The sequence below is a fragment of the Pseudomonas sp. FJ2-5-13 genome (genome assembly GCF_029201605.1).
GTDB lineage: Bacteria > Pseudomonadota > Gammaproteobacteria > Pseudomonadales > Pseudomonadaceae > Aquipseudomonas > Aquipseudomonas lactis.
In genome coordinates this window covers 4,142,877-4,156,866 of sequence record NZ_CP104045.1, presented here as the reverse complement: position 1 = coordinate 4,156,866, position 13,990 = coordinate 4,142,877, and the positions used below count along the sequence as shown (strand labels likewise).

14 protein-coding genes are annotated in these 13,990 nt (G+C 61.3%); 2 read left to right on the top strand and 12 right to left on the bottom strand.

Annotated elements, in window-relative coordinates; all coding sequences use genetic code 11:
* Window positions 1-16: 16 nt before the first annotated feature.
* The 7 genes from N2A98_RS18305 to minC form a co-directional block, all read right to left on the bottom strand.
* Complete coding sequence (locus tag N2A98_RS18305; protein WP_125970472.1) at window positions 17-2,182, bottom strand: mechanosensitive ion channel domain-containing protein; 2,166 nt, start codon at window positions 2,180-2,182, stop codon at window positions 17-19.
* 72 nt (window positions 2,183-2,254) lie between these two features.
* Window positions 2,255-2,431, bottom strand: a complete 177-nt coding sequence (locus tag N2A98_RS18300) for a hypothetical protein (RefSeq protein ID WP_164692207.1) — start codon at window positions 2,429-2,431, stop codon at window positions 2,255-2,257.
* A gap of 190 nt (window positions 2,432-2,621) precedes the next feature.
* Complete coding sequence (locus tag N2A98_RS18295; RefSeq protein WP_003192841.1) at window positions 2,622-3,911, bottom strand: M18 family aminopeptidase; 1,290 nt, start codon at window positions 3,909-3,911, stop codon at window positions 2,622-2,624.
* A 185-nt stretch (window positions 3,912-4,096) separates the two neighbouring features.
* The gene (locus N2A98_RS18290) at window positions 4,097-4,732 is read right to left on the bottom strand and encodes an RluA family pseudouridine synthase (protein WP_275622469.1); all 636 of its coding nucleotides are present in this window, start codon (window positions 4,730-4,732) and stop codon (window positions 4,097-4,099) included.
* A 201-nt stretch (window positions 4,733-4,933) separates the two neighbouring features.
* Window positions 4,934-5,188: a cell division topological specificity factor MinE gene (minE, locus tag N2A98_RS18285; RefSeq protein WP_003175252.1), complete on the bottom strand. Its 255-nt coding sequence runs from the start codon at window positions 5,186-5,188 to the stop codon at window positions 4,934-4,936.
* A gap of 3 nt (window positions 5,189-5,191) precedes the next feature.
* Window positions 5,192-6,004: a septum site-determining protein MinD gene (gene minD, locus N2A98_RS18280; RefSeq protein WP_003192835.1), complete on the bottom strand. Its 813-nt coding sequence runs from the start codon at window positions 6,002-6,004 to the stop codon at window positions 5,192-5,194.
* A gap of 199 nt (window positions 6,005-6,203) precedes the next feature.
* Window positions 6,204-6,941 carry a septum site-determining protein MinC gene (gene minC, locus N2A98_RS18275; RefSeq protein WP_032895999.1) on the bottom strand — a complete coding sequence of 246 codons (738 nt, stop codon included), beginning with the start codon at window positions 6,939-6,941 and terminating at the stop codon, window positions 6,204-6,206.
* Window positions 6,942-7,060: 119 nt separating this feature from the next.
* Between minC and N2A98_RS18270 the strand changes: the two genes are divergently transcribed.
* Window positions 7,061-7,996, top strand: a complete 936-nt coding sequence (locus tag N2A98_RS18270; RefSeq protein ID WP_047711480.1) for a lipid A biosynthesis lauroyl acyltransferase — start codon at window positions 7,061-7,063, stop codon at window positions 7,994-7,996.
* Window positions 7,997-8,026: 30 nt separating this feature from the next.
* Entirely contained in the window at window positions 8,027-9,175 is a 1,149-nt protein-coding gene (locus tag N2A98_RS18265; RefSeq protein ID WP_275622468.1) for a patatin-like phospholipase family protein, read from the top strand.
* 108 nt (window positions 9,176-9,283) lie between these two features.
* Here the strand turns inward: N2A98_RS18265 and N2A98_RS18260 are convergent, their stop codons facing one another.
* The 5 genes from N2A98_RS18260 to N2A98_RS18240 all read right to left on the bottom strand — a co-directional run bounded on the left by N2A98_RS18260 (window position 9,284) and on the right by N2A98_RS18240 (window position 13,882).
* Entirely contained in the window at window positions 9,284-10,069 is a 786-nt protein-coding gene (locus N2A98_RS18260) for an outer membrane protein OmpK (RefSeq protein ID WP_044271679.1), read from the bottom strand.
* 23 nt (window positions 10,070-10,092) lie between these two features.
* A complete protein-coding gene (locus N2A98_RS18255; RefSeq protein WP_125970471.1) occupies window positions 10,093-10,461 on the bottom strand; it encodes a hypothetical protein in 369 nt (122 codons plus the stop codon).
* A 44-nt stretch (window positions 10,462-10,505) separates the two neighbouring features.
* A complete protein-coding gene (locus tag N2A98_RS18250) occupies window positions 10,506-11,849 on the bottom strand; it encodes a nucleobase:cation symporter-2 family protein (RefSeq protein WP_032896003.1) in 1,344 nt (447 codons plus the stop codon).
* A 194-nt stretch (window positions 11,850-12,043) separates the two neighbouring features.
* A complete protein-coding gene (locus N2A98_RS18245) occupies window positions 12,044-13,327 on the bottom strand; it encodes a urate hydroxylase PuuD (RefSeq protein WP_275622467.1) in 1,284 nt (427 codons plus the stop codon).
* Window positions 13,328-13,378: 51 nt separating this feature from the next.
* Window positions 13,379-13,882, bottom strand: a complete 504-nt coding sequence (locus N2A98_RS18240; protein WP_003192823.1) for an ureidoglycolate lyase — start codon at window positions 13,880-13,882, stop codon at window positions 13,379-13,381.
* Window positions 13,883-13,990: the final 108 nt, after the last annotated feature.

Sequence of the window (13,990 nt, the reverse complement as noted above, 5' to 3'; positions counted from 1 at the left end):
ACCAACCTCTCCTTGCTTATTGTTGTGGATCTTTCTCCTGCACGCTGCCGGCGGTCAGCACCTGCACGCTCAAGCGCGGCGTTGCCAGGTCAAGCCCGGCTTCATCCAGGTGCCGCTTGAGCGACAGGTTGAACGCCCGCGACACTTCCCACTGCTTGATCGGCGCAGTCTTGAAGCGTGCGCGCAGGATCGCGCTGCCGGACTCGAAACTTTCCACGCCCTGGATCTCCAGCGGAGACCAGATATTGCGGCGTTGCAGCGGGTCGTTGCGCATGGCATGGCCGACGTCGCGCATCAGTTTGATCGCGTCGTCGATTTCCATGTTGTAGGGGATCGCCACGCGGAAGATCGCGTAGCCGAATTCGCGGGAGTAGTTCTTGATGCTCTTGATTTCGCTGAACGGGATGGTGTGCACGATGCCGTCGATATCGCGCAGGCGCACGGTACGGATGGTCAAGCCTTCCACCGTGCCGAGGTGGCCGCCCACATCCACGTAGTCGTCGATGGCCAGGGAGTCTTCGATGATAATGAACAGGCCGGTGATCAAGTCTGCCACCAGCGACTGCGCACCAAAACCGATGGCGATACCGATCACACCCGCACCGGCCAGCAGGGGCGTGACGTTCATGCCCATGTTCGCCAGGGCGACGATGGCGGCGATGATGAAAATGGTCACGAACAGCACGTTGCGGATCAACGGCATCATGGTCTGCGCACGGGCGTTGGCCAAGCCTTTGCGCGAACGCGTCAGGGCGTGGTGAATGGCCGTGTCGCTGAGGATCCAGATCAGCCAGGCAAACAGCAACGTGCCCGCGAGGCCAAACAGCTTGACGGCTATTTCATGACCGTCACCTTCGGTAAAGCGAATCATCGACAGGCCCCACACCCGCAGCCCCAACTCGATAAACACCAGCCACACCACCAAGTGCACCAAGGTGTAGACGAAGCCTTTAAGGCGCTCGGAATACAGTGCATGGCGCTTGTGCCCGCGGTGCGGCTTGAGGGCGTGGCGGCGCACCAGGCCGTTGATCACCATGCACAGCACCAGTAACACCGTGCACAGCAGCGACTGGCGCAGGGCGGTGCTGGTGTCGCCGGCGGAGAGGAAGGTGGCGAACAGCGAAATGCCCACCAGCAACAGCGCCGGCAGGTACCAGAAGGTGCCGATGATCGACAGGGTATCGGTGAGCGCACGGCGGTTGAGGCGGCGCGACAGCGGCTGGTTGCGGATCAGGTGCGCAATCGGCCGGCGGAATCGCAGGATAAACACCCCGGTGGACAACGCCGCCATTACATTGGCCACGGTCGCGGCAGTGTGGGCCAGGTGCTGGCCGAGGGCTGCAACCAGGCGCGGGTCGCTCAGGGCTTCACCGAAGGCGGCAAAACTGCCGATCCACCACAGCGGGCGGAACGCCTGGTGGCGCAGGATATACAGGGCGCGGTGGCGGTGCGGGCCGTCGAGCAGCGAGAAGGCAATCACGCAGATGGCCGAGAAGCAGGTGCCGACCACCAAGGCATAGGCCAGCACCATGGCCAACGATTTACCCAGGGATGAAGGCAGGGCGTAGCTCAGGTACACCGTGATCACCAGGGCGATCAGCCAGGGGCCCAGCTTGCGCAGGGCGAAGCGCAACATGTCCCAGGTGCGCGGGTGCTGCGGCAGCTCTTCGGGCAGTCCGAAGCGCTCGCGCACCCGGTGGCTGAGCCAGATCAGCGCGGCGGCCAGCAGGCTCCACACCGCCAGGATCACAGCAAAACCGAAGATGATCGGCAGCCATTCGCTGGCCGGCAACATCAGCGCGGCGAGTTCATCCTTGGCCAGGTCGACTTCATTGGACCAACGCCCCAGCGGGCTGTCGGCGCCGGAAAACTGCTGCTCAAAGCCCGACAGCGTACTGCCGATCAACCCGAGTACTCCGAGTTCGGCGGCGGGCTGGGCCTTTTGCGTGGCGGCGCGCAGCTTTTTCAGGTCGCTGAGCAACTGGGTGCGTTGCTGGTCGTTTTCGAGGGTCTTGATCACTTCGTCCAGCGACTGCCCCAGGGGCACTTCGGCCTGGGGTTGGGTCTTGCTGGAACCGCCCAGCATCCCCGGTAAGCCCACGGCTTGGGCGGACGTTAGCGGCAGCAGCGTGAGCAGAGCGATCAGCAGGTAGCAGGGCAGGGCAAACAGACGGGAGAACACGAGGCGGTCAACCTTGAAAACGACGAATTGACCGAGTGTACGAGGCCGCTATGCCCAATGCGAGCGCATTTGTCACTGCGCCAGTTTGGCGAGGATCTTGTAGAGCACGGTGCCGAGGATCAACAGCATGCCGATCCACATGCCAAACACGCCCAGAGGCTTGTCGCGAAAGTTGAAGCCGACCGCGAGCATGATCATGCCGATCACGATGGGGATCAGCATGGCGTGGAAGGAGGACATTGAGATCATGGCGGAGGCGGCCTTGTCGGATTGGAAGTTCTGACAAGTCTAGGCCGGATTGGCAGAAGTGCAGTTGATGTGAGTCAGATAGCTTTATGTCTGTTTGGAAACCCATCGCGGGCAAGCCCGCTCCCACATTTGATCTGTGAATACATTCAAGTGTGGGAGCGGGCTTGCCCGCGATGGGCGCGCCTCGGTCTCAGGGCAAATCGCGGCTGGCGTAAAACGCCCCCAGCACCTTGACCAGATGCGCCAGGTCATGGCTGCCGCACAGCTCGCGGATCGAGTGCATGGCAAAGGTCGGCAAGCCGATGTCCACCGTACGCACGCCCAGGTGGCTGGCGGTAATGGGGCCGATGGTCGAGCCACAGCCCATGTCGCTGCGCACCACGAAGCTTTGCACCGGCACTTCCTGGGCCATGCACAGGTGGCGGAAGAACCCGGCGGTTTCGCTGTTAGTGGCGTAGCGCTGGTTGCTGTTGACCTTGATCACCGGGCCGGCGTTGAGTTTCGGACCGTGGTTGGCGTCGTGTTTCTCGGCGTAATTGGGATGCACGCCGTGGGCGTTGTCTGCCGACACCAGCAGGGATTTTTGAATGGTGCGTACGAATTCTTCACCTTCGGGCAATAGGCGACGCAGGGTCTGTTCCAGCATCGGGCCATCGGCACCGCAGGCCGAGCAGGAGCCGACTTCTTCGTGGTCGTTGCACACCAGCACGCAGGTTTCATCGGTGTCGCTGGTGAGCAAGGCCTGCAAACCGGCGTAGCACGACAGCAGGTTGTCCAGGCGCGCGCCGGCGATGAAGTCGCCATTGAGGCCGATCACGGCGGCACTCTGGGTGTCGTAGAAACTCAGCTCGTAGTCGAGCACCACATCGGCATTCAACCCGTGCTCGCGGGCCAACTGTTCGGTGAGCACGGCGCGAAAGTCCACGCGCTCGTCACCGGCAAACTGCGCGAGGATCGGCGGCAGCTCGGTCTGGGCATTGATCGCCCAGCCTTGGTTGGCTTCACGGTTGAGGTGAATGGCCAGGTTGGGAATGATGGCGATCGGCAGCTTGAAGTCGATCAGTTGGCTCTCGACCTTGCCATCGCGGCGGAAGGTGACACGGCCAGCCAGGGACAGGTCGCGGTCGAACCAGGGCGCCAACAGTGCGCCGCCGTAGACTTCCACGCCCAGTTGCCAGAAGCCCTGGCGTTGCAGCTCCGGCTGGGGCTTGACCCGCAGGCATGGGCTGTCGGTGTGGGCGCCGACCATGCGGATACCGTCCTGCAGCGGCGATTGGCGGCCGAGCTTGAAGGCGATGATCGAGGAGTCGTTGCGGGTCACGTAGTAGCGACCGTTGGCCTCGGTGGCCCAGGTGTCGCGCTCGTCGAGACGCTGGTAACCGGCCGCTTCCAGGCGCTGGGCCAGGGCAGCAGTGGCATGAAAAGGAGTAGGGGAGGCCTTGAGGAAGTCGATCAGGCCTTGATTCAACGCTTCGCGCATAAATAGCTCCAGACAGCAATGCGCGGAGTTTACCGTATTGGTTTGACTCGGTGTCTAGAACTGACACCGAACTAAATGTGGGAGCGGGCTTGCTCGCGAAGGCGGTGTCTCAGTCACAGTTGTGTTAACTGAACCGTCGCCTTCGCGAGCAAGCCCGCTCCCACATTTTGATCGTGTTGCCAAATTTAAAACGGTGCAGGGCACTCGAAGCGCAGGCGCTCGCCGCTTTGCGGATGGGTGAAGCTGAGCATGCTTGCATGCAGGCACAGGCGTGGCCAGGCGGCAAGGGCTTGTTCATAGGCATACAAACCATCACCGAGCAGCGGGTGGCCGATGGAGAGCATATGCACGCGCAACTGGTGCGAGCGCCCGGTGATGGGGGTCAGCTCCACGCGGCACCAGTCGCCGCAACGCTCCAGCACTTTCCAGAAGGTCAGCGCATGTTTGCCGAACTCATGGTCGACCACATGGCGAGGCTTGGTCGGCGGGTCGTAGCGCAGAGGCAGGTCGATGCTGCCGCTGTCCAGTGCCGGTTGGCCCCAGGCCAGGGCGGTGTAGGCCTTTTCTGTTTCGCGGTCGTGAAACTGGCGGGACAGTTCGCGGTGGGTATCCGCGTCCCGGGCCAGCAGGATGATCCCCGAGGTTTCCCAGTCCAGGCGATGGACGATGCGGGCTTCGGGGTAGCCGTTTTCCTGCAGGCGGGTGATCAGGCAGTCCTTGTTGTCGTCGGCGCGGCCAGGCACCGAGAGCAGCAGGGTGGGCTTGTTCACCACCAGGACAGCGTCGTCCTGATGCAGGATATGGATATTGGACAGCGGCATTAAACAGCCTCGTAACAAACGCCAACGGCGGCTCCACTGACCGCCCCCTCACCCTGTAGGAGCGAGCTTGCCCGCGAAGAACTTATCGGCACTGCGTTCATTGAGGTTAAACGCGGTGTTCTCAGGTTTTTCGCGAGCAAGCTCGCTCCTACAGCAGTACAGGGCCAGGTAGCAGAGCCGCCGTGGCGACCGCCCGTTCGATCAACGATCGGGCAGGGTGATATTGAGTTCCAGAATCGAGCAGCTGCCGTCATTTTCCAGGGCGACATGCACGTCATCGTTGCCGATATTGACGTACTTGCGGATCACCTCGACCAGTTCCTTCTGCAAGGCTGGCAGGTAGTCCGGGGTGCTGCGTTGGCCGCGTTCGTGCGCCACGATGATCTGTAGACGCTCTTTCGCGACCGATGCGGTACTGGGTTTTTTGTTGGCGCGAAAGAAGTCGAGAAATTTCATTGTTTAGTTGCCTCCAAAGATACGCTCGAAGAATCCCTTCTTCTTGACATCGAGGAAGCGGTGTTCCACGGTCTTGCCCAGCAAGCGATCCACGGCATCGCTGTACGCCTGGCCGGCGTCGCTCTGGTCGTCAAGAATCACCGGCACGCCCTGGTTGGATGCCTTCAGGACGGCCTGGGATTCCGGAATCACGCCCAGCAGAGTCACGGCGAGGATTTCCTTCACGTCTTCAACGCCGAGCATTTCGCCATTGTTGACGCGCTCCGGGTTGTAGCGAGTGAGCAGCAGGTGTTCCTTGATCGGGTCCTGGCCTTCTTCGGCGCGCTTGGACTTGCTGGCCAACAGGCCCAGCATACGGTCCGAGTCACGTACCGAGGACACTTCCGGGTTGGTCACCACGATGGCTTCATCGGCGAAGTACATCGCCAGGTGAGCACCGGTTTCGATACCGGCCGGCGAATCGCACACCACGTATTCGAAGGTTTCCTTGAGCTCGGCCAGAACCTTGCCCACGCCTTCCTTGGTCAGCGCGTCTTTGTCACGGGTCTGGCTGGCGGCCAGCACGTACAGGTTCTCAAGGCGCTTGTCCTTGATCAGGGCCTGTTGCAGGTTGGCTTCGCCGTTCACCACGTTGACGAAGTCATACACCACGCGGCGCTCGCAGCCCATGATCAGGTCAAGGTTACGCAGGCCGACGTCGAAGTCGACGATGACTGTCTTGTGGCCGCGCAGAGCGAGGCCGGTACCGATAGCGGCGCTGGTGGTGGTCTTACCCACACCACCCTTGCCGGATGTAACCACGAGAATCTTGGCCAAGGTGTTTCACCCCTAAGGAAAAAGGACTTTCGGTCCCTGAAAAACATCTCTTGGAGCTCGCCGCAGGCGGACAGCCTTTGCAGGAAAAAGCCGGGGTTTCCATGGGAAAACACCAACTTCCAAAAAGTCCTACACAAGTCTTGCCGGTTTCGCTTTGCTATCAGAGTCTAGAGATGCTTGGAAAATGCGGCAGTATCCGTTAAAGACGGATGATGTTCAACACATCGCCCGACAGGTTGACCTGTACCGAAGCGCCCCACAGTGGATCGCGGCGCAAATCTTCGGAAACCTTGTACTGACCCGCGATGGAAACCAGCTCAGCGGTCAACTGCTGGCAAAAAATACGCGCCTTGGTATCACCCTTGATGCCGGCCAGGGCGCGTCCGCGCATCGGGCCGTATACATGGATGTTGCCATCGGCAAGAAGTTCCGCCCCCGGGCTGACCGAGGAAACCACCACAAGGTCGCCGCCCTGGGCGTAAATCTGCTGCCCGCCGCGCACAGGCGAGGTGATGATCTTGGTTGGCCTGATCGTAGGCTCGGGCGGTTTTTCCGGTTTTTTCTTTTCTTCGCCGACCGATGGTTCCAGCGCACGCTCGCGGGCGCCGGACGGTGGCAGTACTGGCAGTTCAATGGCGATGGCGGCGGCAATGTCTTCGATGCGGCTGGCACGGATGGCCAGTGTACGCAGGCCATGGGAGCGGCATACGCGCATCAGCCCGGGCAAATCAATCACGCCCTGGCCGGCCGGCAGCTTGTCCAGGGCCAGCACCAGCGGGGCGTTGTTGAAGAAGTTCGGCGCCAGGGCGACCTTGGCGGCCAGTTGGCGGTCCAGGGCGTCGAGGTCATTGCGGGCCAGTTCCAGCACGGTAATGGCGAGCATGCTGCCTTTTAGCTGGAACACGGGATCTTGGTCTAGCGGTTCGGTTTGGCTCATGGTCGGCGAAAGCGGCTTGTCACGAAAAGTGTCGAGACTTATAACGAGAACACTCACCCGCCGCAAGCCGAGTCGAACCGTTGTAGAATGCGCGGCCCTTGTCTTTACCGGAATCTGTAATGGATCGCCCGCGTTTTCGAGCTGTATTTCTTCACCCGCGTTTTTGGCTGCTATGGCTGGGGCTCGGCCTGCTGTGGCTGGTCACTCAATTGCCGTATCGGGCCCTGCTGACCATTGGTCGCCTGCTGGGCGCGGGCATGTACCGCGTGGCCGGTGATCGTCGCCGTATTGCGGCGCGTAACCTCGAGCTGTGCTTCCCGGAAAAATCCGCCAAGGAACGCAAACGCCTGCTCAAGGAAAACTTCGCTTCCACCGGCATCGCCTTCTTTGAAATGGCCATGAGCTGGTGGTGGCCCAAGCCGCGCCTGGCGCGCCTGGCCCATGTCGAAGGGCTGGAACACCTCACCCAGGCGCAGTTGGACGGCAAGGGCGTGATCCTCATGGCGCTGCACTTCACCACCCTGGAAATCGGCGCGGCGCTGCTGGGGCAAAAGCACACCATTGACGGCATGTACCGCGAACACGGCAACCCGTTGTTCGACTTTATCCAGCGCCGTGGCCGCGAACGCCACAACCTCGATTCCCTGGCCGTGGAGCGTGACGACGTGCGCGGCATGCTCAAGCTGCTGCGCGCCGGCCGGGCCATCTGGTACGCGCCAGACCAGGACTACGGCGCCAAGCAAAGTATCTTCGTGCCGCTGTTCGGCATCCAGGCCGCCACCGTCACCGCCACCAGCAAGTTCGCTCGCCTGGGCAAGGCGCTGGTGGTGCCGTTTACCCAGGAGCGCCTGGCTGACGGCAGCGGTTACCGCCTGGTGATCCATGCGCCGCTGACCGACTTCCCGGGTGAAACCGACGAGGCCGACTGCCTGCGCATCAACCAGTGGGTCGAAGCCTCGGTACGCGAATGCCCCGAGCAATACCTGTGGACGCACCGCCGCTTCAAGAGCCGGCCACCGGGTGAGCCCAAGTTGTACGAAAAGCGCCGTCGATAACCCCAACCCCTTCTCACATGGAGTGACGCAATGCGCCCAGCGGAACCGGTCACAGGTTTGATTCTTTCCGGCGGCGGGGCGCGCGCGGCATATCAGGTGGGGGTGTTGGCGGCGATTGCCGAGTTGCTGCCTGCGGGGGCAGCGAATCCTTTTCCGGTGATCGTCGGCACCTCCGCTGGCGCGATCAATGCGGTGAGCCTGGCCAGTGGCGCCAGCGATTTTTCCGCGGCCATCCAACGGCTGACGGCCTTCTGGCAGGGCTTTCGCAGCCATCAGGTGCTGCGCAGTGACTGGCCGGGGGTGATGCGCCAGGCCAGTCGTTTCCTGATCCACAGCCTGCTGGGCCTGGGCGCCCAGGTGCCGGTGGCGTTGCTCAACAGCTCACCGCTGCGCGAGCTGTTGCAGGAGCGCTTGAACCTGGACGGCATCGACGAGGCGATCCGTCGCCAGCATTTGCAGGCGGTGGCGGTGACCGCGTTTGGTTATGAGTCCGGGCAAGCGGTGACCTTCTATCAGGGCGGCGGCACCATTGATGCCTGGCTGCGCCATCGGCGTATCGGTGTGCCCACCCAATTGACCGTGGAGCACCTGCTGGCCAGTTCGGCGATCCCGCTGCTGTTTGCCCCGGTCAAACTCGGCCAGGAGTACTTCGGCGATGGCGCGGTGCGCCAGTCCGCCCCCATCAGCCCGGCCTTGCACCTGGGCGCCAGTCGCGTGTTGGTGGTGGGGGTGAGTGGCAACCCTCGGGGCAATGAACCTTCGGTGCAACGCACCTACACCGGCCAGCAACCGACCCTGGCGCAAATTGGCGGGCACATGCTCAACAGCACGTTCATTGACAGCCTGGAAAGCGATATCGAGCTGCTGGAGCGCTTGAACCAGTTCAGCCGCGTCGTGCCTGTGGATGCGGCGGTGCAGGGCCTGGCGCCAGTGGAGGTGCTGGTGATTGCCCCCAGCCAGCCCATCGATGAAATCGCCGCACGACATCGCCAGGAGTTGCCGGCGGCACTGCGTGTGTTTTTGCGCGGGCCTGGGGCGACCAAGACCAGCGGCGCGGGGGTGTTGAGTTATCTGTTGTTCGAGGCGGGGTATTGCAGCGAGTTGATCGAGCTGGGGCGCAAGGATGCGCTGGCCAAGCGCGAAGAAATCGCTCGGTTCCTCGGCCTGACGCCGAACTGAATGTGGGAGCTGGCTTGCCTGCGATAGCGGTATGCCAGCCAACACTGCTGGTACAGACACACCGCGATCGCAGGCAAGCCAGCTCCCACAGGGAACCGCGATCGACCTTTAGAAGTGGTACTTGACCAGGAAGCTTGCTGTGTCCTGAGTCGTCTTGAAGGCGCCGCTGTCTTCAATCCCGTATTTGTTCTTCCAGTAGTCGTACTCAAAACCCACATACAACTGCTTGTCGCCCCAATGCAGCGCCTTGCCCAAGTCGTATTTGACCTGTGGGTTGAAGTGCAGGTTGGCGTGGTAAGTGCCACGGGCGTTCTTGTCGTTGTCCACTACCCAATCCATAAAACCGTCGATCAACACGTCGGAGTTACCCACCGGAATCGTGTAAGACCACACCGGGGTGATCTGCCACACGCCGTCACCCGGGCGATTGCCTTCGGTCTGGCGCTGGTAGAAGTTCAGCTGGAAGTAGTCGAAACCGGGGATGTTCAAATCGAATGCCGGGCCCAGCAAGTAGGACTCGTTATCGCCTTCGCCGAACTCATAGGTGAAGGCCAGCAACACATCCTTGATCGGGCCGAATGACAGGTCCTTGTTGAGAATCTTGCCGAAGGACAAGCGCGGGCTGAACTCGCCGTAGTAAGTGTTGGGCCCGACGTTGCCGTCTTCCTTGCCGTTGTAAAAGATGCGGTCGAGGAAGAAGAAGTTGTCGCCATACTTCCACGCGTCGGCATGTTCGAAGGTGACGGTTTGCTGGATCTGCGGGTTGACGGTAAAGCTCTTGCCCCACAGGTAAGTCAGGCTGTTGTTTTGCCACTGCAACAAGTCACCGGCCACGGCTTGGCCACCGGCCAACAGCGATCCTGCCAGCATCAGGCCTTTGAACATAGGTTTCATTCGGTTGCTCCCGAGTTAAAGTTTTATGGTTTTTCTTCTACGCAGGCGCTCTGGTGTGGCGCCTTTTGGTTCGCTGCAAAAATCGTCTGTTCGGTCAGCTTTGATGCTTTTAGCAAGAGCTGCGCCAAGGTGTTCAAAAAGCCAAAAAATCCCCGTCGGCTGCAACGGATGCAGTCGAATAAAGGGGACTTTTGCGCACTTTGGCAGCAAACATCAGGCCGGGATAAGTTGGCCTTGAGGTCAGCTTTTACATTCGCTGTTTTTTTTTGAGTCGATTCGAGCGGGCGCGGAGAATACTGGCTCCCAGGCCTGGGCTCAAGTGCGCTGTAACAGAGCGCGAGGGGCAAGAATGGGGCGCGGCGTGTGGCCGGCCCCACGTCAAGGCTGTGCATGTGGGCGTTCCCTGTTTGTTGTTATTTTTGTACTAACAAAGGAATCAATGCGTATGGGCGACTTCGGGGCGCTCAGCGCCACCGAGGATGTTGAACAGAATGTTCAGCGACAACGCGCTGAGGGTCGCCATGGCGATGCCGCTGTGGGTAATCGGGCTCATCCACAACGGCAGCTGTGCGAAGAACTCCGGGCGCACCACGGGGATCAGGCCCATGCCGATGCTCACCGCCACCAGCAACTGGTTACGCCGATCAGCGATGTCGGCTTCCTGCAGGATCTTGATCCCGGTCGCCGCCACCATCCCGAACATGGCAATCGCCGCGCCGCCGAGTACCGCGGGTGGAATCGACGCCACCAGATAGGCCGCCTTGGGCAACAGGCTCAGCACGATCAAGAATGCACCGGCCATGAGCGTGACGGAGCGGCAGCGCACGCCGGTCATCTGCACCAGGCCGATATTCTGCGCGAAGGAGGAGTGGGTAAAGGTGTTGAAGAAGCCGGCAAAGAACGACGCGCCGGCATCGCACAGCAGGCCGCGCCGCAGCATCTTCGGCGTGACCTCCTGGCCGGTGATCTTGCCCAGGGCCAGGAACATGCCAGTGGACTCGACAAAAATGATCACCACCACCAGGCACATCGACAGGATCGGCGCCAACTCGAACTTGGGCATGCCAAAGTGCAACGGCGTCACCACCTGCACCCACGGCGCCTGGGCCAGGCCACTGAGGTCGACCATGCCGATCACGCCACACAGCGCGTAACCCAGGCCCATGCCGATCAGCACCGAGATGTTCACCCAGAAGCCGCGCATGAAGCGGTTGATCAGCAAGATAGTGGCCAGTACCAGGGCGGCGATCGCCAAGTAGACCGGCGAGCCAAACGTGGCGGCGGCGCTGCCCCCGCCGGCCCAGTTCACGGCGACCGGAAACAGCGAAAGGCCGATGGCGGTGATCACGGTACCGGTCACCAGCGGTGGGAAAAAGCGCACCACCTTGGACATGAACGGCGCGATCAGCATGCCGAAGAACCCGGCGGCGATGGTCGCGCCGAAGATGCCCTGCAAACCGATGCCGGGCATGCCGGCCATGGCGACCATGCTGCCCACGGCGGCAAAACTGGCGCCCATCATCACCGGCATGCGGATGCCCATCGGGCCGATGCCGAACGACTGCACCATGGTGGCAATACCGGCTACGAGTAGGTCGGCGTTGATCAGAAAGGCGATTTCTTCACGGCTCAGGCCGGCGGCCTGGCCAATGATCAGAGGCACGGCGACGGCACCGCCGTACATCAGCAAGACGTGTTGCAGGCCTACCAGAATCAATTGCAAGAGGGGCAGCCGCACCATGGCGGGCGCGGCAGGAGTCTGCGTTTCTAACTGGGACATGCAACACCTCGAATCTTTTTATTTTTGTGTTGTTTGGCATTCAATTGCCATTTGGAACGCGATTTCAAATCACCGCATATCCCCTGTGGGAGCGGGCTTGCTCGCGAAAGCGTCGGTTCAGTCACCTTAAGGGTTGAATGACACACCGCATTCGCGAGCAAGCCCGCTCCCACATTTGGATCTGCGTCAGACTGTCAGTTGGTGCGCGCCCCCTGGTTGATCCAGGAACCAATCAAATCCCGCTCCTGCTGGGTCATCTGGGTAATGTTGCCCAGCGGCATGATCTGGCTGGCCACGGCCTGCGCTTGAATGCGCGCGGCTTGCTGCTGGATCTGTGCCGGTGTGTCGAACATCACCCCAGCCGGAGCGGTGCTGAACAGCGGGCTGGTGGGCTTGGCCGAGTGGCACACGGTGCAGCGTTGCTCGATCACGTGGTGCACCCGGCCGAAGTCCGTGGTGGCCTGGGCCGGTGCCGGTTCAGCGGCGGGTGCGGCAGGCGCGGCCGGTTTCAAGCCACCGCCCAATGCGGTTTCCGGCAGGGGTTGGTACTCGATGGCAGCTGGTGCCTTGGCAATCGGCTCAGCGGGCTTGGGCCCGGTCACGTAGGCCAGGCTGATCATCGCCAAGGCGCCCACGGGCAAGGTCCACGCATACTTCTGGCTGTCATGCCGGGTGTTGAAGTAGTGGCGCACCAACACCGCCGCCACCGCGATCCCGGCCAGGATCAGCCAGTTGTATTGGCTGCCATAGGTGCTCGGGAAGTGGTTGCTGATCATGATGAACAGCACCGGCAAGGTGAAGTAGTTGTTGTGGCGTGAACGCAGCAGGCCCTTGGCCGGCAGCGCCGGGTCGGGTGTGCGGTTCTCGGCGATGGCCGCCACCAGCGCGCGCTGGGCCGGCATGATGATGCGGAACACGTTACCCACCATGATCGTGCCGATCACCGCACCCACGTGCAGGTACGCACCGCGGCCGCTGAACACTTTGCTGAAGCCGTAGGCCGCCGCAATCAACAGTACGAACAGGATCAAGCCGAGCAGGGCAGGGCGTTTGCCCAGGGCCGAGTCGCACAGGAAGGAGTAGATGAACCAGCCGGCGAACAGTGAGCCGATGCCCAGCAATACGCCTTCGGTGCCGCTGAGGCTGCTGCCGGGGGCGAGCAGGTACAGCGTGGGGTTGAGGTAGAACACCACGCACAGCAGCGCGACGCCCGACATCCAGGTGAAATAGGCTTCCCATTTGAACCAGTGCAGGTTGTCCGGCATGGTCGGTGGGGCCAGTTTGTATTTTTCCAGGTGGTAGATACCGCCACCGTGGATCGCCCACAAGTCACCGGCCAGGCCGTTCTTGGGGTTGACGCGATTAAGGTTGTTTTCCAGCCAGACGAAGTAGAAAGAAGCGCCGATCCAGGCGACGCCAGTGATCATGTGAACCCAGCGCACGCTCAGGTTCAGCCATTCCAACAGATGTGCTTCCACAGTCTTTACCTCTCGCCTGTCACCCTTGTTGTCGGGTGATCAGACCTTCTCTTATTGGTGGGGGGCGAGGATCAACCGCTCATCCTCTTTGAAAAAATGCTCATCGCAGTTATTGCCTGTGCCACTGCGATCAACCACCAGGAAGTCATCCCGCTTTTCGATCGTCAGCACCGGGTGGTGCCAGACGCCGCGATGGTAATTAATGCCCTGCCTGCCGTTGGTGACGAAGGCGCGGACCAAGCCTGATACAGGTTCATCGCCAAGTGGCGCGACCACGATCAGAAAGGGGTTGCCGAGCAGCGGAATGAAAGCCTGGCTGCCCAGCGGGTGTCTCTCCAGCATGCACACGGTCAGCGGCATGTCCTGCGCGTCGGCGCGGAAGATGCTGATGATGGCGTGGTCTTCCGGCTTCGCGGTTTCGACCGTGGCCAGTTTGTGAAAGCGCATGGTCGACCCGTTGTTGATCATGAAGTGGTCGCTGCCGTCGGTTTCGATAACGTCTCCGAAGGGGGCGAAGGCTTCTTTGGTCAGGGGTTCGATCATCAGTGTGCGCATGGCTGTCTTCTTATCCGAATACTGTGTTGTTTGGTCTATTGCTATCGCGGGCAAGCCCGCTCCCACATTTGGAATGCATTCCCCTGTGGGAGCTGGCTTGCCTGCGAT